Source organism: Borborobacter arsenicus, assembly GCF_003934165.1.
GTDB classification, from domain to species: domain Bacteria; phylum Pseudomonadota; class Alphaproteobacteria; order Rhizobiales; family Rhizobiaceae; genus Pseudaminobacter; species Pseudaminobacter arsenicus.
In genome coordinates this window covers 44,277-60,113 of sequence record NZ_ML133511.1, presented here as the reverse complement: position 1 = coordinate 60,113, position 15,837 = coordinate 44,277, and the positions used below count along the sequence as shown (strand labels likewise).

The following is a 15,837-nucleotide window of genomic DNA, read 5'->3' as shown; positions in this document are numbered from 1 at the left end:
TCTTGACACCGTAACGGTGTTCTGATAGTGTCTGGCTATCGTCGGAAAAGTGCGGGTGCAGGGCCGCTTCGATAGCCACAGCACCGAGAGCTAACAGCCTTTTCTTCCGAACAGCTCAAATCCCGGAGAAATTTCCATGATAGCACGCGCCGTTGAGCGGTGGGTGGCGATCCGCGCTGCACATGAAAGTGCAGGGCTGGATTTCGAACAACTGGCGCTTATCACCGGATGGTCAGTGCGTTCGATCCAGCGTCGCGCAGCACGAGAAAAATGGGTGCCCTGGCGCGTGGCGGGGCGGCAACCGGACATCAAAACGCCGTTGAGAAAGGTGGCGGAGAGCCTGATCGCCCAGGTGCAGACGCTTGCCATAGGTGAAGACGGGGAGCCGCTGGCTTTGGACAAGGCGCGCATCGACACGATTTCGGTGCTGACGCGGACCCTCGAGAAAATCATCGAAATCATGCCCAGTGGCGGTGAAGCCAAGGAAGACCAGACGAAACGAGATGCAGACATGGCCGAAGCACTCAAACGGATCGACCAGCGAATTGTCGAACTCGCCAAGGGATATGCAAGGCAACTGGGCAAGACAAAATCTGAAGGCTGACGCGGTTTCGCTGATCGAGCGAGAATGGTTCACCGAGGCGCGGATAGAGCAATATCTGCTGGGGACACCGCCACAGACCTGGCTGGTCATCGGCGGACGCGGTGCGGGAAAGACGCGGCTGGGCGCCGAATGGGTAAACAGCCTGGTGCGGGGGTTTTCGCCCTTCGCCGACAGGGCGCATGGGCGCATCGCATTGATCGGCGAGACGCTGGGCGATGTGCGCGAGGTGATGATCGAGGGCCCGTCGGGGATCATCACCATCTCCCGGCATGATCGTCCGCGTTTCGAGGCCACCCGGCGCAGATTGGTCTGGGACAATGGCGCAGTGGCGCAGATATTCTCCTCGGAGGACCCGGAAAGCCTGCGCGGGCCGCAATTCGATGCGGCCTGGTGCGACGAACTGGCAAAGTGGAGACATGCGGAGACTTGTTTCGACATGCTGCAATTCGGCCTGCGGTTGGGCGAGCAACCGCGGCAACTGATCACCACCACGCCGAAGCCGATGAAGCTGTTGAAGCGGCTTCTGGCCGATCCGGCGGTGGCGGTGACGCGGATGCGGACAGCCGAAAATGCCGGTAATCTGGCGCCGGGGTTTCTCGACATGGTGCGCAAGCGCTATGCCGGCACGCGCCTGGGACGGCAGGAACTCGACGGCGAATTGATCGAGGACCGGGAGGACGCGCTGTGGTCTCGCAACGGCCTCGAAAACGCCTTCATTGAAGAGGTGCCGGAACTGCGCCGCATCGTGGTCGCGGTCGATCCGCCGGCAAGTTCACGAAAGACATCGGACGCCTGTGGCATCGTGGCTGCCGGGCTGGACGAAACCGGCCGGGCAATCGTGCTAGCCGACGCGACAGTTCGTGCCGCCAAGCCGCAGGATTGGGCGGGTGCGGCGGTAGCGCTGTTTCATCGGATCGAGGCGGATTGCATCGTGGCCGAGGTCAACCAGGGCGGCGACATGGTGACGGCGGTGATCCGGACAGTCGATCCGAATGTGCCGGTGAGGGCGGTACGGGCCCGGCGTGGGAAATGGCTGCGAGCCGAGCCGATCGCAGCACTCTACCAGCAGGGCAGGGTGTTACATGCCGGGCGCTTCGCCGAACTGGAAGACGAAATGTGCGACTTCGGGCCCAATGGGCTTTCCAGCAACCGGTCGCCGGACCGGGTCGATGCGCTGGTCTGGGCAATCAGCGAACTGATGCAGGAAGGCGCGGCGACTCCTCGCATCCGGGACTTTCTATAAGGCACGAGGCTCGTCGCCGAGCCGGTGCGTGTGCACCGGAAATCTCAATCACACAGGATGGACAGATGGCTTGGAAATGGCCTTGGCCTCGCAATGCGGGGAACGGCGGAGCTCGGCCCGAGCACAAGAGCGGTGCGCCGAGCGGATTCGTAGCGCTGCATGCGCAAGGCGAGGCGCGCTGGACCCGGCGGGATTATGCGGCACTGGCGCGCGAAGGCTATATGCGCAACCCGATCGTGCATCGCGCAGTGCGGCTGATCTGCGAGACGGCATCGGCGATGCCGTGGCTGCTTTATGAAGGGGCGGCGGAACTGGAGGACCACCCGCTGCTGCAACTGCTAGAGCGGCCGAACCAGCGGCAGGCAGGCGCTTCGTTTCTGGAAACGCTCTATGGCCATCTGCTTTTGGCCGGCAATGCCTATGTCGAAATGATCGAGGCGAATGAAGGTGCGCGGGAGCTGCATCTTTTGCGGCCGGACCGGGTGAGCGTGGTGACCGATCCATCCGGCTGGCCGACGGCGCTCGACTATCGCGAAGGCAGCGCGCGGCGGCGAACCCCGCTGGCGGCAGAAGGCGGCGGGGCGCTGCATCTGACGCTTTTTCATCCGCTTGACGATCATTATGGCTTTGCACCGCTCGAAGCGGCACTGACGGCACTCGATACCCATAATGCGGCGGGACGCTGGAACAAGGCGTTGCTCGACAATTCGGCTCGACCGTCCGGCGCGCTGGTCTATGCGCCGAAGGAGGGCGGCAACCTGACCGACGAGCAGTTCGACCGGCTGAAGGCGGAACTGGAGGAAGGCTATTCGGGCGCGACCCGTGCCGGAAGGCCGCTGCTGCTCGAGGGCGGGCTGGACTGGAAAGCCATGGGCATGACGCCGAAAGACATGGATTTCATCGAGGCCAAGCATTCGGCCAGCCGCGACATAGCGCTCGCCTTCGGCGTGCCGCCAATGCTGCTCGGCATTCCCGGCGACAACACCTATGCCAATTATCAGGAGGCCAACCGCGCCTTCTACCGGCTGACGATCCTGCCGCTGGTCGGCCGTATCGCAAAGGAGCTGTCGGCGTGGCTTGGCCCGGTTTTCGGCGGCAGCCTGCGGCTCTGGTACGACGCCGACCGAGTGGACGGCCTGTCGGGCGAGCGCGATGCGCTGTGGGCGCGTGTGGAGGCGGCATCATTCCTGAGCGACGACGAGAAGCGCGAGGCCGTGGGTTATCAGCCTCGCGGTTTCGACTGATCGGCGTTTCTGTAGAAGGAGCGAGGACTATGACTGACCTGACCGAAGCGGCCTGGCTGTGGCTGGCCAAGGGGGCGGGCGCGGTCGCCGGCTCGGCGATCTCGCTTGCCTATATCCTGCCGCATGGGCGGCGCGAGGCGGCGGCGCGTTTCGCCGTCGGCGTGGTGTGCGGGATGGTGTTTGGCGGGACCGTTGGGCTGAAGATCGCCAACGAACTGGGACTGCAGGACAGGATCGGGCCGGGCGAACTGGTGCTGATGGGCTCGGCGGTAGCCAGCCTGTGCGCCTGGTGGGCACTGGGCTTTGCCGCCCGCACCCTGCAGCACGGCAGCCTGGGGCGGCTGCTTCAGAAAAACCGGATTAAGGAGGATGCGGATGAGCGCTGACGCCATCATGCGGCGATGCGAAACCAAACATGTCGATCTGACGCTCGATGCGGTGGAAAGCGACGGCAGCTTTTCCGGCTATGCCAGCCTGTTCGGGCGCATGGACATGGGAAAGGATATTGTCGAGCCGGGTGCTTTCGCCAAATCCTTGCGGACAAGAGGAACGGCAGGCATCCGCATGCTGTTCCAGCACGATCCCAACCAGCCCATCGGCGCCTGGACGCAATTGAAGGAAGACGCTCGCGGCCTGTTTGTGCGCGGACGCCTTGCCACCGGTGTCGAGCGGGCGCGCGAAGTGCTGAGCCTGATGCGTGGCGGAGCGTTGGACGGATTGTCGATCGGCTTTCGCACCATCCGTGCCCAAAAGGATGCCGCCAAAGGTGCGCGCCGCATCCTGGAAGCCGATCTCTGGGAGATTTCAATCGTCACCTTTCCGATGTTGCCCGAAGCGCGCGTCGAGACCGTGAAGGCGAGGCGGCTGCCGACGATACGGGAATTCGAATGCTGGCTCACGCGGGATGCGGGGCTGACGCGAAGCGAGGCCAAGGCGGTGATCGCCAAAGGCTTCGCCAGCCTGGCAGCAGAGCGGGATGCCGCGCCGGGCACACCGGGAAACCTCGCCGCGACCATAAGGCAGGCGACCCGCATGATCCAATCAACAAGGATGAAGCAGATATGACGCAAGCACTGAACGCGCCGGAGATCAAATCCGTCTCCGGCGACCCGGCTGACCTGGCGGATGCCTTCGGCGAATTCATGGCCACCTTCGAGGCTTTCAAGGACAGCAACGACGAAAGGCTGGCGCAAATCGAGCGCCGCAGCGCCGATGTGGTGACCGTGGAAAAGGTGGACCGCATTTCCAAGGCGCTCGACGAGCAGAAGCGGGCGCTCGACAATCTTTCCCTGAAAAAGGTCCGCCCGGTACTTGGCCGGGAAGGCGCTACCGTACAGCGTAGCGAGCACAAGAGCGCTTTCGAAGCCTATATCCGCAATGGCGACGATCGGCATTTGCGGGCACTCGATACGAAGGCGATGTCTTACGGCTCAGGCCAGGACGGCGGCTACCTCGTACCGGACGAGACCGAAGCCGAGATCGGCAAGCGGCTGACAGCCCTGTCGCCGATCCGTTCGATTGCGTCGGTAAGGCAGGTTTCGGCCTCGGTGCTGAAGAAGCCGTTCGCTATCTCCGGGCCGGCGGTTGGCTGGGTCGGCGAGACTGCGGCACGCCCGCAAACGGCAACGCCTACGCTGGCCGAACTGCAGTTTCCGACCATGGAACTCTACGCCATGCCGGCGGCGACGCAGACGCTACTGGAGGATTCCGTGGTCGATCTGGATCAGTGGATTTCCAGCGAGGTGGAAGTTGCGTTTGCCGAGCAGGAAGGTGCGGCATTCGTCAGCGGCGACGGGGTGAACAAGCCCAAGGGCTTCCTCGATTATACGCAGGTCGCCGACGCGAATTGGGTCTGGGAGAAGATCGGCTATAAAGTGACCGGCAAGGCCGATGCGCTGCCCGATACCGCCCCTTCGGACATATTGATCGACACGATCTATGCGCTGAAGGCCGGCTATCGCCAGAACGCGAACTGGGTGATGAACCGCAAGACCCAGGCCTCGATCCGCAAGCTGAAGGATGCGGATGGGAACTATATGTGGCAGCCGCCGGCGGCCCCCGGCCAGCGCGCAATGCTGATGGGGTTCCCGCTGGTGGAGGCCGAGGACATGCCCGATGGCGGCGCCGATACCACGCCGATCGCCTTTGGCGACTTCGGTCGCGGCTATCTGGTGGTCGACCGCACCGGCGTGCGGGTGCTGCGCGACCCCTATTCGGCCAAGCCCTATGTGCTGTTCTACACCACCAAGCGCGTCGGCGGCGGGGTCCAGGATTTCGAGGCGATCAAGCTCTTGAAATACGGCACCGCCTAGAGACTCTACCTTGCCGGCCATCTGACGCGGCAGAGCGAGTTATTGAACGGTCTCTCACAGAAAGGCCCCGGGACTCTTTGCCGGGGCCTTTTCTTTCAGAAATCTCCAACAGGGGTATTCGAATGACGCTTTTGCGAACGGTCGATCCGGCCAACGAGCCGGTGACGCTGGTCGAGATGAAGACCCATTTGCGGCTGGCGCATGACAGCGAGGACGAGCTGCTCACCAGCCTTATCCGGGCGGCACGCGAGGATGTCGAAAGGGCTACCGGTGTGGCCATGATCCAGCAGAGCTGGCGGCTGGTGCGCGACGACTGGCCGCGCGAGGATCGCGTCGTGCTGATGCGCCATCCGGTGCGTGAAATTCTGTCAGTCACGCTGTTCGGCAGCGAGGGCGAGGCGAGCGTCATGGACCCGTCCGATTATCTGCTCGACAGCGTTTCGCGGCCGGCGCGTCTGCATTTCGAACGCCGGCCCGGACGGCTGCGCGCGATGAACGGGATTGAGATCGACTTTACCGCCGGCTTCGGCGAGGCGGGCACCGACGTGCCGGACCTGCTTCGGCGCGCCGTGGTGATGCTGGTGGCGCATTGGTATGAATTCCGCGCCAGTGTCGCCCCCTCGCAGCAGCCGGTTTCCTATCCCGCCGGATATGAGCGCCTGATCGCCTCCTATCGTGACCGGAGGCTGTGATGCGGGCGCTGTTCATCGATCCGGGCCGGTTGCGCAACGAACTGTCGCTGGAAGCCTGCGTGCCGGTGGCTGACGAAATCGGCGGCTACCAGGAAACATGGACCGAGATCGCCACCGTTTTCGGCATGATCGAGCCGGTATCGGCCACCAGCGTGTTCGGTGCAGGCCAGCCATTGGAGACCACGACGCACCGCATCACCATCCGGCATCGCAGCGGCGTCGAGAGCGGGATGCGTTTGCGCAGACAGGATCGGGTTTTCGAGATCATCACGGTGCATGATCCGGACGATTCCGGGCGATACCTCATGTGCCGGGTAAGGGAGACCGGAGCATGAAGATGGCCATGACGATGACCGCTGACGGGCTGATCCGCGCTCTGCGCTGGAAGGCGCATGATCTGGCGGAAGACATCGAACGCGATTACCGTAAGGGAGCCCCGATGCCGGGATCGGGTCGGGACGCTCGCGCCGAGAAGGACAAAAGCGCCAGGGAGCAGAGCGATGAACGCGCCGGCCGTTGAGTTGCAGAGAGCCATTTTCACGGCCCTCAAGCAGGATGGCGTGCTTACTGCGCTGCTTGGCGGCGAAAAGATCTTCGACCAGGTGCCGCCGAAGGCGACCTTCCCCTACATCACCTTCGGGCGGACCAGCCTTTACGACTGGAGCACGGGAACCGAAAGCGGCACTGAGCAGCTTTTCACGTTGCACATCTGGTCGAGAAGCAAGGGCAAGAAGGAAGCGCTCGACATCATGGAAGCCTGCAAGACTTGCCTGCATGACAGCGGGCTTGCGCTTGACGGGCATCATCTGGTGAATCTGCGGCTCGAATTTGCCGAATGCAGATATGACGAGAACCTCTTGGTCCATCATGGGCTGCTGCGCTTTCGTGCCGTGACCGAGCCTGCTGCCTGACGGCTGGCCAATTCCAAGACATTCGCAAAATCAGGAGGCCGATATGGTCGCACAAAAGGGCAAGGACCTGCTCTTGAAGCTCGACACCAGTGGTGCCGGCAGCTTCGTCACGGCAGCGGGAATGCGTTCGAAACGGATTGCCTTCAACAGCGAGACGGTGGACGTGACCGATGCCGATTCCGCCGGAAGGTGGCGCGAATTGCTTGCCGGCAGCGGCGTGCAGCGTGCTTCGATCAACGGATCGGGCATTTTCAAGGATGCGTCATCCGATGCGGAAATCCGCACTCGGTTCTTTGCAGGCACGATCGCCGACTGGCAATTGATCGTTCCGGATTTCGGCACGGTCGAAGGCGCTTTCCAGATCACGGCGCTCGAATATTCGGGCAGCCATGACGGCGAGGTGACATTCGAGATGGCGCTGGAATCCGCCGGGCCGATAAGCTTCACGGTGATGCTATGACCGCAAATCGGCATCGCGGCGAAATCGCCGCCGAACTCGACGGCCAGACGGTGCGGTTGTGCCTGACGCTGGGGGCCTTGGCTGAATTGGAAGCCACTTACGCCGCCGACGATCTGGGTGCGCTGGTCGAGCGGTTTTCGCGCGGACGGCTGTCGGCCCTCGACATGATGCGCATCGTGGGCGCCGGATTGCGAGGGGCCGGCCAAGACATCAGCGACGAGGAAGTCGGCCAGATGCACACGCCGAACGGCGCGGCGGGGTTCGCCGCAATCGTTTCGGAACTGCAGGCTGCGACCTTCGGCGCCGCAAGGGAGCAAGGCCCGGAAAACCCTTAGACGCCGTGGCAGGCCAGCGAAACGCGTTTCCCTGGGATGAGGCGATGGCCATGGGATTCGGTCTGCTGCGGCTTTCACCGGCCGCATTCTGGGCAATGACGCCGCGCGAATTGGAGCGAGCGCTGAGCGTATTGCCGCGTGACGGCGGACAAGCACCTCGCCGCGCCGAGTTGAGCGCACTGATGCGCATCTTTCCTGACTGATGGGAGAAACGATGGCCGAAGATGTCACCGTATCGATTACCGCAGACACGGCACCGTTCCAGAGCGCACTGGAAGGACTGCAGAAAATGTCCGACCGGTTCGGCGTGCAACTGACCGGCGCGCTGAAGAGTGCGGCCGTCCATGGCAGGGAACTCGATGATGTTTTGCGGCGGGTTGGGCTGAACCTCGCAGGTCTGGCGCTGGAACAGGGGCTGAAGCCCCTGCAGACGCTGGCAGGTGCGCAGTTTTCCGCATTGCTTGGCGGTATTTCCGGAGTGATGCCCTTTGCCAAAGGCGGGGCCGTCCGTAACGCGAATGTCGTGCCTTTCGCCAGTGGTGGGGTGATATCGAGCCCGAGCTACTTTCCGTTGGGAAGAAACATAGGTCTTGCCGGCGAAGCAGGCGCCGAAGCGATCCTCCCTCTGCAGCGCTCCGCCGATGGCAGGCTGGGCGTCGCCGCAACCGGAACAGGCGGGGCGCCGGTGAATGTGGTCTTCAACGTGACCACGCAGGACGCGCAATCCTTCCGCAGATCCGAAGCACAGATTACCGGCATGCTGGCACGCGCGGTTTCGCGCGGCAGCAGGACATTTTGAGGGGGCTTCCGTGTCAGAGCTTGCTAGTTTTCATGACGTGCGGTTTCCGCTGGCTGTCTCATTTGGAGCAACGGGCGGTCCCGAACGGCGCAACGAGATCATCACGCTGACGTCGGGCCGCGAAAAGCGCAATGCGCGGTTCTCGCAGTCGCGCCATCACTACGATGCCGGGACGGGTGTGCGCTCGCTGCGCGATCTTCACGTCGTGCTTGCCTTCTTCGAGGCGCGGCGCGGCTCGCTGCACGCCTTCCGTTTTCGCGACCCGTTCGACATGAAGTCCTGCCGGCCGGACGAAACGCTATCCTTTCTCGATCAGAAAATCGGGACCGGCGACGGGACGGCGGTACGCTTCAAGCTGGTCAAGGCTTATGGCGAGGGCGAGGACGTCTATCTGCGCAATATCTCAAGGCCCGACACAGCGGCATTGACGGTGGCGGTAAATGCCATTCCGCTGTCCACATCGGTCGATTTCCATTTCGACGAGCAAACCGGCGAAGTGGTTTTTCAGATCGCCCCGTCGCCGGGCGCCGCGATAACAGCAGGCTACGAATTCGATGTGCCGGTGCGCTTCGACACTGATCGCATGTCGGTTAGCCTGACGGCGTTCAAGGCCGGTCAGATCCCCACCATACCGCTGATCGAGGTGCAGCTTTGAGCGCATACAAGCAACAATTGGTCGACCATCTGGCCGGCGAAGTGACAACGGTTTGCCATTGCTGGCGGCTGACGAGGAAGGACGGCAGTGCGGCGGGCTATACCGACCATGACCGTCCGCTGAGCGTCGATGGCATGGCCTTCAAGCCGGAGAGCGGATTCAGCGCCAGCGAGGCCAGAGGCACGCTGGGGCTTGCGGTCGATACCGTCGATATAGAAGGCGCGCTTTCGTCGGCCGATATAAGCGAAGAGGACATTGCCGCCGGCCTTTACGACGGAGCGAAGATCGAAACGATTTTGGTCAACTGGTGCCAGCCGGAAGATTTTGCGGTGCTGCGGACGGCCACGATCGGCAAGATAAAACGAAGCGATCAGCGTTTCGTGGCCGAGCTCGAGAGCCTCATGCACACGCTCGACCAGCCCAATGGACGCTATGTGAGCCGCACCTGCGATGCCGAACTCGGCGATGCGCGCTGCCGTTTCGTCCTCGATCTGCCCGGTTTTCGTGGCAACGGCCATGTGACGGCTAAAGAAGACGGCGATACATTCCTTGTTGCAGGGCTGGAGGCATTTCAACCCGGATGGTTTTCGCATGGCACGCTAAGCTGGTCGACAGGCGCACGTGCTGGGCGCAGCGAGCAGATCGTGGATCATGGCCGGCATGTGGAGGGGATGGCAATAGCGCTGCGGCCTATGGGCGGGCCGCCAGTCGAGATCGGTGATGCATTCGTTGTCCACGCCGGGTGCGACAAGAATTTTGCCACCTGCAAGGGCAAATTCTCCAACAGCGTGAATTTCCAAGGGTTTCCGCACCTGCCGGGCAACGATGCCGCCTATGGTTATGTCGTTGATGGCGGGCAGTTTGACGGGAGCCCGATCGTGCCATGAGCGGTGACCACGCGATTGCGTTGCGTATCGTCGCCGAGGCGCTGACCTGGCAAGGCACGCCCTACCGGCATCAGGGATCGCGCAAGGGTGTGGGCTGCGACTGCCTTGGGCTGGTGCTCGGGGTCTGGCGGGGCGTTTACGGCGAGAAGCCGGAACTTCCTGGCCCTTATGCGGCGGACTGGGCCGAGGCCGGAGGCAAGGATCTGCTTCTTGATGCTGCCAGACGCCATTGCGCTGAAAAGGCAATGGGCGGCATGTCGGACGGGGACCTCGTCCTGTTTCGCTGGCGAGCGCATCTGCCGGCAAAGCATGCCGGCATAATGGTGGCGAAGGAGCGCTTCATCCACGCCTATCAGGGACAGTCGGTGGTGGTTTCAGCGCTGGTGCCGCAATGGCGCAAGCGCATCGCGGCGGTCTTCGCATTTCCCAAAATATGACCTGATTTCCGGAGGCCTATATGGCAACCATTCTGCTGCAAGCGGCCGGGGCCTTTCTCGGCGGCGTGCTCGGGCCTGTCGGCAGCGCGATCGGCTCGGCTGCCGGTGCGCTTGCCGGCTACGCCATCGACAGTTCGCTGATCAATGCCACGCGACGCATCGAGGGTCCCAGACTTTCCGGCGCACGGCCTTTCACCGCCGAGGAAGGGGCGCCGATCCCGCGGGTTTATGGCACAATACGGGTCGGCGGGACTCTGATCTGGGCGACGCAGTTCGAAGAGACGCGCACGACCAAGCGTCAAGGTGCCAAGGGTGGCCCGCGCCTTACCGAATACGCCTATTTCGCCAATGCGGCCTTTGCCATTTGCGAAGGCGAGATCGCGGGCATTCGCAGAATCTGGGCGGACGGACGCGAGATTGACCGCAATGGTGTGGAAGTCAGGGTCTATCGCGGCACGGCGGATCAGCCTGTCGACCCCCTCATAGAGGCCAAGCAGGGGCAGGGGAATGCTCCAGCCTATCGTGGTCTTGCCTATGTGGTGTTCGACCACCTTCCGCTCGCTGAATATGGCAATCGCTTGCCGCAACTTCAGTTCGAAGTGTTGCGCCCGGTCGGAACACTGGTGGATCAGGTTCATGCCGCCTGCCTCATACCGGGGGCAACAGAATATGGCCTGTCGCCATCGCTGGTAACGCAGGAAAAGCGGCCCGGCGAGACGCAGGCCGAAAACCGGCATATGTTCCACGCAGCGACCGATCTCGCTGCATCGCTCGACGAAATTCAGATGCTTTGCCCGAAGCTGAAGCATATCGGCCTCGTCGTAACCTGGTTCGGGGACGATCTGCGCGCAGGCGCTTGCAAGATCAGACCCGGTGTAAGCACGCGTTCGTCGCAGGGACTGTCCGAAGCGTGGTCGGCCTCCGGCGTGGATCGAAATGGGGCGATGCTGGTGTCGTCCTATGGCGGCGGGGCGGCCTATGGTGGCACGCCCTCCGACCGCAGCGTGATTGCGGCAATCCGCGAGATCAAGGCACGCGGCCTGAAAGTCACCCTCTATCCGTTCATCATGATGGATATCACGGCCGATAACGGGTTGCCCGATCCATACGGCAAAGCGCAACAATCGGCATATCCATGGCGCGGGCGCATTACGTGCTATCCGGCGCCACTGAAACCCGGAACCGTCGACCGGACCATTGCCGCACGCTCGCAGGTCGCGAGCTTCTGCGGGACGGTGCTTCCCGAGGATTTTACGGTATCGTCGGATACTGTCTCCTTTCACGGCGATGCCAATGACTGGGGTTACCGGCGGTTAATTCTGCATTTTGCCAACCTGGCCGTCGCAGCAGGCGGCGTCGATGCATTTCTGCTTGGATCGGAACTGCGTGGACTGAGCACCTTACGTGACCAGAACGACGCATTTCCGTTCGTCGAGGCATTGTGTGACCTGGCAACCGATGTGCGGTCTATCCTCGGGCCGCAGACAGCTATCACCTATGGCGCGGACTGGAGCGAATATTTCGGCCACCATCCGGCGGATGGCAGCGGAAACGTCTATTTCCACCTTGATGCTCTCTGGAGTCATGCTGCAGTCAATGCTGTCGGTATCGACAACTATATGCCGCTATCGGATTGGCGCGATAGCGATCACGCCAATCCGAACCCGGACGGGTTTGCCGGGCCGTACGACCTAAACGGATTGCGTGCGGCCGTCACGGGTGGCGAGGGCCAGGACTGGTACTATCCGAGCGAGCAGGCCCGAGTCCAACGCTTGCGTGCTCCCATTACGGACGGCGCTTATGGCAAGCCGTGGGTGTTTCGGTACAAGGACCTGGCCGGCTGGTGGGGAAATGAGCATTTCAATCGGATTGGCGGTGTGGAAACGGCCCAGCCGACGGGCTGGGTGCCGCGTTCAAAGCCGATCTGGTTTACCGAGCTGGGCTGCCTGGCAGTTGACAAGGGGCCAAACCAGCCAAACGTCTTTCCGGACCCGAAGTCGGCAGAAAACGCCATTCCATATTTCTCGAATGGCGGGCGTTCTGACATCGCCCAGCACAGGTTGCTGGAGGCTCATGCGCTGGTGTGGGACCCGGCAAGCCTGGGCTTTGACGACGCAAAAAATCCCGTATCGTCCCTCTATGGCGGCCGGATGGTCGATCACACCCGCAGCTACCTCTGGGCATGGGATGCCAGGCCGTTCCCGGTATTTCCGCTGCGGGGCGAGGTGTGGGCCGATGGGGCGAACTGGCATCGCGGACATTGGCTGAACGGCAGGCTTGAAGCTCCGGACGTCGGGGCTCTGATCAACGAGATACTGGCGGATCACGGACTACCGCCGGCCGATATAACCGGCGTCGAGGGAACGGTTCATGGTTACATGATCGGCGATCCGTCTTCAGCGCGCTCGGCCCTGGAACCACTGGTCGATCTGTTCGATCTGGCAGTGCACGAGGAGGCCGAGAAACTAATCTTCCGGCGGTGCGGTGCGAACGCTGCGGCGCCGGTCGAAATCGAAGAACTCGTCTCCGATGGCCAGAATACCGTCATCGAAAAAGTGCGTGCCCCTGAGCATGAATTACCGGTTGAGGCAATTCTGGCCTTTCGTGACCCGCTTGCCGAGTATCAGACGGTATCTGTCCGTAGTCGACGCTATGGTGCCGCCGGGAGCAGGCAGCAGACCATTTCATTTCCCGGTGCTCTGGAAGCCGGGCAGGGCAGGGCGCTGCTGGACGACTGGATGCGGCGGACCTGGTCCGAGCGGGAAAGCATCAATTTTTCCGTCGAGGCCTTGCATCCCGAGATTGTCCCCGGTGCTGTCATTCATGTTCCGGCAGCGGCCGACGATGTCTTTTTCCTCGTCACCGAGGTTGAAGACGGACTGGTGCGCAGGGTTTCCGCCAGGCAGATCGCCCATTCCATGCCTGCCGCATGGCGGCCGTCCCAAACCGGAGCGGTGCCGTCAAGGGTGCCGGTGACAGGCCGGCCATATGCGCAATTCCTGGATTTGCCGTCGATCTCGCATGAGCCTGCGCAGTCCCGGTTCCGGGTAGCACTCTGGCAGAAGCCATGGAGAAGCCAGGCGCTGTTCTTGTCGCCTGAAGACAGCGGCTTCGTGCAACGCGGTACGATCGGCAAGGCTGCGAATGTCGGGAGGTTGGTCGAGCCGCTTTTGTCCGGCTTTTCGGGGCGTATCGACTGGTTGCGGCCGATCGTTGTCGAGTTGTTCGATGGCGAGGTGGAAGGTGTCAGCCGGCTCCAATTGCTCAATGGGGCCAATGTCGCCGCCATAAAATCGGCTGTTGGAAACTGGGAAGTGATCCAGTTCCAGTCGGCCGAAGAGATTGCGCCGAATGTCTGGCGGCTCAGCGGATTGTTGCGTGGCCAGTTGGGGACGGATGACGGCATGGCGGCTGGCGCTCCTATCGGTGCGAGTTTCGTCGTCTTGGACGATGCCGTGCAACCCGCCGGCCTGCTGGCCAGCGAAATCGGCCTGCCCCTCAATTGGCGGGCAGGGCCGGCAGGGTCCGACTTTTCCGGCGAAAATTTCGTGACATCGGCTGAGGTCGGCGGTGTCCGTGCGAGCCTGCCTCTATCTCCAGTGCATCTCAGGGCGGTGCGTCAGGCAAATGGGGATCTGGTGCTCTCCTGGATACGCCGCGGACGCATCGATGCCGATAGCTGGGAGGTCGGAGACATTCCGCTGGGAGAAGAGACCGAACAATATCGCATCACCATCCTCACCGTCTCCGGCGAAAGCATTCGTACCCAAACCGTGTCGCAGCCCGGCTGGATTTATACGGCTGCGGCCATCGAATCGGACCTCGGTGTCTCCGCCGGCGAGATAGACATTACCGTAAGCCAACTGAGCCTGTCGGTGGGCTGGGGTATTCCGGCACGTCTCCGTTTGGTTCTGGCTTGACGTCGGGACCGCGCATCATTGTCAAGAAAGGAAAAATCATGATCGCCAACAAACCCTGGTATCTGTCGCGCACCATTTGGGCGTCGTTGATCGCCGTTCTGTCGGCCGGCGGCAGCCTGCTGGGCGTGCCGGTCGATGACGCGGATCAGGCTGCACTCGCTGATACGGTCCTGCAGGCAGTGGCAGCGCTTGCGGGCATTCTGGCCATCATAGGTCGGGTAAGTGCAACTAGCCGGATCGGTTGACAGAAAAGCATTCGTGCGAGGGCTTCCAAGCTCTCGCTTTTCAGCTTCTGCTGTGGTCGATTGTTCATTCCACGTTCAGCAGTCGGGGGCTAGAAGAACACGTATGAAAACGCTTCGCCGTCTTTTTTGTTCTGCAGTTCTGGCATCTTGCATGGCAAGTTTGCTTGCGCCTCCCGCGTTTGCAGCCGACTGCTACGCCATAGGCCAGCAGATCGCCGCTCAAAACGGCGGCACGCTGGCCAAGGCAAGTTCGTCCACGCAGGGCGGGCGGCCTGTCTGCGTGATTGTCGTGCTCGTTCCGGGCAGGGATGGCGAACGGCCGCGGCGGGCTGAATTCGTCGTTCCCCAAGGCTGAAACGCGGCGTTGTTTCAACAAAGGCAGGAATCGGCCTATATCTCACAGGATCGACAACGGACAGGCAGGCGATGCGCATACTCGTCGTTGAAGACGACAAGGAATTGAACCGGCAGGTGTCCGATGCACTGACCGATGCCGGCTATGTCGTAGACCGCGCCTTCGACGGCGAGGAAGGGCATTTTCTCGGCGACACGGAGCCCTATGATGCGGTGGTGCTCGACATCGGCCTGCCGCAGATGGACGGGATCAGTGTCGTCGAGCGCTGGCGCCGTGACGGGCGCAAGATGCCGGTGCTGATGCTGACGGCGCGGGACCGCTGGAGCGACAAGGTTGCCGGCATCGACGCCGGCGCGGACGACTATGTTGCAAAGCCGTTTCACATCGAGGAAGTGCTGGCCCGGCTTCGCGCCTTGATAAGACGTGCCGCCGGTCATGCATCCTCCGAGCTATCCTGCGGGCCGCTGCGCCTCGATACCAAGGCATCGAAGGCGGATGTGGACGGCGTTCCGTTGAAGCTCACCTCTCACGAATTCCGGCTGCTCGCCTATCTCATGCACCACATGGGCGAGGTGGTTTCCCGCACCGAACTGGTCGAGCATCTCTACGATCAGGATTTTGACCGTGATTCCAACACGATCGAGGTTTTCGTCGGCCGCCTGCGCAAGAAGATGGGCATCGACATGATCGAGACCGTGCGCGGTATGGGCTATCGAATTCGAGAGCCGGGCGATTGAC

At 62.2% G+C, this 15,837-nt stretch carries 21 protein-coding genes; all 21 read left to right on the top strand.

Annotated elements, in window-relative coordinates:
- Positions 1-136 precede the first annotated feature (136 nt).
- The 21 genes from EET67_RS05130 (at position 137) to EET67_RS05030 (ending at position 15,836) form a co-directional block, all read left to right on the top strand.
- Positions 137-604, top strand: coding sequence for a hypothetical protein (locus EET67_RS05130; protein WP_128625155.1), 468 nt, complete (start codon positions 137-139; stop codon positions 602-604).
- A complete protein-coding gene (locus EET67_RS05125) occupies positions 567-1,847 on the top strand; it encodes a DNA-packaging protein (protein ID WP_128625154.1) in 1,281 nt (426 codons plus the stop codon). The genes EET67_RS05130 and EET67_RS05125 overlap by 38 nt, the downstream gene beginning before the upstream one ends.
- 65 nt (positions 1,848-1,912) lie before the next feature.
- Positions 1,913-3,091, top strand: a complete 1,179-nt coding sequence (locus EET67_RS05120; RefSeq protein ID WP_128625153.1) for a phage portal protein — start codon at positions 1,913-1,915, stop codon at positions 3,089-3,091.
- Positions 3,092-3,120: 29 nt separating this feature from the next.
- Positions 3,121-3,477 (top strand): DUF6107 family protein, encoded by a 357-nt coding sequence (locus tag EET67_RS05115; RefSeq protein WP_128625152.1) that lies wholly within the window; start codon positions 3,121-3,123, stop codon positions 3,475-3,477.
- Positions 3,467-4,156, top strand: a complete 690-nt coding sequence (locus tag EET67_RS05110) for an HK97 family phage prohead protease (RefSeq protein WP_128625151.1) — start codon at positions 3,467-3,469, stop codon at positions 4,154-4,156. The genes EET67_RS05115 and EET67_RS05110 overlap by 11 nt, the downstream gene beginning before the upstream one ends.
- The gene (locus tag EET67_RS05105) at positions 4,153-5,403 is read left to right on the top strand and encodes a phage major capsid protein (RefSeq protein ID WP_128625150.1); all 1,251 of its coding nucleotides are present in this window, start codon (positions 4,153-4,155) and stop codon (positions 5,401-5,403) included. The genes EET67_RS05110 and EET67_RS05105 overlap by 4 nt, the downstream gene beginning before the upstream one ends.
- Before the next feature lie 122 nt (positions 5,404-5,525).
- Positions 5,526-6,095: a head-tail connector protein gene (locus EET67_RS05100; protein WP_128625149.1), complete on the top strand. Its 570-nt coding sequence runs from the start codon at positions 5,526-5,528 to the stop codon at positions 6,093-6,095.
- Positions 6,095-6,430, top strand: a complete 336-nt coding sequence (locus EET67_RS05095) for a phage head closure protein (RefSeq protein WP_245450735.1) — start codon at positions 6,095-6,097, stop codon at positions 6,428-6,430. Before EET67_RS05100 ends, EET67_RS05095 begins: the two co-directional genes overlap by 1 nt.
- Complete coding sequence (locus EET67_RS05090) at positions 6,427-6,615, top strand: hypothetical protein (protein ID WP_128625147.1); 189 nt, start codon at positions 6,427-6,429, stop codon at positions 6,613-6,615. The genes EET67_RS05095 and EET67_RS05090 overlap by 4 nt, the downstream gene beginning before the upstream one ends.
- Positions 6,596-7,006 carry a DUF3168 domain-containing protein gene (locus EET67_RS05085; protein ID WP_128625146.1) on the top strand — a complete coding sequence of 137 codons (411 nt, stop codon included), beginning with the start codon at positions 6,596-6,598 and terminating at the stop codon, positions 7,004-7,006. Before EET67_RS05090 ends, EET67_RS05085 begins: the two co-directional genes overlap by 20 nt.
- A 43-nt stretch (positions 7,007-7,049) precedes the next feature.
- A complete protein-coding gene (locus tag EET67_RS05080; protein ID WP_128625145.1) occupies positions 7,050-7,466 on the top strand; it encodes a phage major tail protein, TP901-1 family in 417 nt (138 codons plus the stop codon).
- Positions 7,463-7,801, top strand: a complete 339-nt coding sequence (locus EET67_RS05075) for a gene transfer agent family protein (RefSeq protein ID WP_128625144.1) — start codon at positions 7,463-7,465, stop codon at positions 7,799-7,801. Before EET67_RS05080 ends, EET67_RS05075 begins: the two co-directional genes overlap by 4 nt.
- A gap of 44 nt (positions 7,802-7,845) precedes the next feature.
- Positions 7,846-8,004 (top strand): phage tail assembly chaperone, encoded by a 159-nt coding sequence (locus EET67_RS05070; protein ID WP_128625143.1) that lies wholly within the window; start codon positions 7,846-7,848, stop codon positions 8,002-8,004.
- Positions 8,005-8,015: 11 nt separating this feature from the next.
- Positions 8,016-8,600: a phage tail tape measure protein gene (locus EET67_RS05065; RefSeq protein ID WP_128625142.1), complete on the top strand. Its 585-nt coding sequence runs from the start codon at positions 8,016-8,018 to the stop codon at positions 8,598-8,600.
- A 10-nt stretch (positions 8,601-8,610) separates the two neighbouring features.
- A complete protein-coding gene (locus EET67_RS05060) occupies positions 8,611-9,255 on the top strand; it encodes a DUF2460 domain-containing protein (protein WP_128625141.1) in 645 nt (214 codons plus the stop codon).
- On the top strand, positions 9,252-10,142 hold the full coding sequence (locus tag EET67_RS05055) for a DUF2163 domain-containing protein (RefSeq protein WP_128625140.1): 891 nt from the start codon (positions 9,252-9,254) through the stop codon (positions 10,140-10,142). Before EET67_RS05060 ends, EET67_RS05055 begins: the two co-directional genes overlap by 4 nt.
- On the top strand, positions 10,139-10,579 hold the full coding sequence (locus tag EET67_RS05050) for an NlpC/P60 family protein (protein WP_128625139.1): 441 nt from the start codon (positions 10,139-10,141) through the stop codon (positions 10,577-10,579). The genes EET67_RS05055 and EET67_RS05050 overlap by 4 nt, the downstream gene beginning before the upstream one ends.
- 20 nt (positions 10,580-10,599) lie before the next feature.
- A complete protein-coding gene (locus EET67_RS05045; RefSeq protein ID WP_128625138.1) occupies positions 10,600-14,499 on the top strand; it encodes a baseplate multidomain protein megatron in 3,900 nt (1,299 codons plus the stop codon).
- A gap of 38 nt (positions 14,500-14,537) precedes the next feature.
- Positions 14,538-14,744: a hypothetical protein gene (locus EET67_RS05040; RefSeq protein ID WP_128625137.1), complete on the top strand. Its 207-nt coding sequence runs from the start codon at positions 14,538-14,540 to the stop codon at positions 14,742-14,744.
- Between the two features lie 103 nt (positions 14,745-14,847).
- Positions 14,848-15,099, top strand: coding sequence for a hypothetical protein (locus EET67_RS05035; protein ID WP_128625136.1), 252 nt, complete (start codon positions 14,848-14,850; stop codon positions 15,097-15,099).
- 71 nt (positions 15,100-15,170) lie between these two features.
- Positions 15,171-15,836, top strand: a complete 666-nt coding sequence (locus tag EET67_RS05030) for a response regulator transcription factor (RefSeq protein ID WP_128625135.1) — start codon at positions 15,171-15,173, stop codon at positions 15,834-15,836.
- Position 15,837: the final 1 nt, after the last annotated feature.

Excerpts from the sequence above, each read along its gene's own strand:
- EET67_RS05045 (WP_128625138.1), top strand. The coding sequence starts at position 10,600 with ATGGCAACCATTCTGCTGCAAGCGGCCGGGGCCTTTCTCGGCGGCGTG.
- EET67_RS05125 (WP_128625154.1), top strand. The coding sequence starts at position 567 with ATGCAAGGCAACTGGGCAAGACAAAATCTGAAGGCTGACGCGGTTTCG.
- EET67_RS05065 (WP_128625142.1), top strand. The coding sequence starts at position 8,016 with ATGGCCGAAGATGTCACCGTATCGATTACCGCAGACACGGCACCGTTC.
- EET67_RS05085 (WP_128625146.1), top strand. The coding sequence starts at position 6,596 with ATGAACGCGCCGGCCGTTGAGTTGCAGAGAGCCATTTTCACGGCCCTC.
- EET67_RS05030 (WP_128625135.1), top strand. The coding sequence starts at position 15,171 with ATGCGCATACTCGTCGTTGAAGACGACAAGGAATTGAACCGGCAGGTG.
- EET67_RS05075 (WP_128625144.1), top strand. The coding sequence starts at position 7,463 with ATGACCGCAAATCGGCATCGCGGCGAAATCGCCGCCGAACTCGACGGC.
- EET67_RS05080 (WP_128625145.1), top strand. The coding sequence starts at position 7,050 with ATGGTCGCACAAAAGGGCAAGGACCTGCTCTTGAAGCTCGACACCAGT.
- EET67_RS05105 (WP_128625150.1), top strand. The coding sequence starts at position 4,153 with ATGACGCAAGCACTGAACGCGCCGGAGATCAAATCCGTCTCCGGCGAC.
- EET67_RS05040 (WP_128625137.1), top strand. The coding sequence starts at position 14,538 with ATGATCGCCAACAAACCCTGGTATCTGTCGCGCACCATTTGGGCGTCG.
- EET67_RS05095 (WP_245450735.1), top strand. The coding sequence starts at position 6,095 with ATGCGGGCGCTGTTCATCGATCCGGGCCGGTTGCGCAACGAACTGTCG.
- EET67_RS05090 (WP_128625147.1), top strand. The coding sequence starts at position 6,427 with ATGAAGATGGCCATGACGATGACCGCTGACGGGCTGATCCGCGCTCTG.
- EET67_RS05130 (WP_128625155.1), top strand. The coding sequence starts at position 137 with ATGATAGCACGCGCCGTTGAGCGGTGGGTGGCGATCCGCGCTGCACAT.
- EET67_RS05100 (WP_128625149.1), top strand. The coding sequence starts at position 5,526 with ATGACGCTTTTGCGAACGGTCGATCCGGCCAACGAGCCGGTGACGCTG.
- EET67_RS05120 (WP_128625153.1), top strand. The coding sequence starts at position 1,913 with ATGGCTTGGAAATGGCCTTGGCCTCGCAATGCGGGGAACGGCGGAGCT.
- EET67_RS05070 (WP_128625143.1), top strand. The coding sequence starts at position 7,846 with ATGGCCATGGGATTCGGTCTGCTGCGGCTTTCACCGGCCGCATTCTGG.
- EET67_RS05050 (WP_128625139.1), top strand. The coding sequence starts at position 10,139 with ATGAGCGGTGACCACGCGATTGCGTTGCGTATCGTCGCCGAGGCGCTG.
- EET67_RS05110 (WP_128625151.1), top strand. The coding sequence starts at position 3,467 with ATGAGCGCTGACGCCATCATGCGGCGATGCGAAACCAAACATGTCGAT.
- EET67_RS05115 (WP_128625152.1), top strand. The coding sequence starts at position 3,121 with ATGACTGACCTGACCGAAGCGGCCTGGCTGTGGCTGGCCAAGGGGGCG.
- EET67_RS05035 (WP_128625136.1), top strand. The coding sequence starts at position 14,848 with ATGAAAACGCTTCGCCGTCTTTTTTGTTCTGCAGTTCTGGCATCTTGC.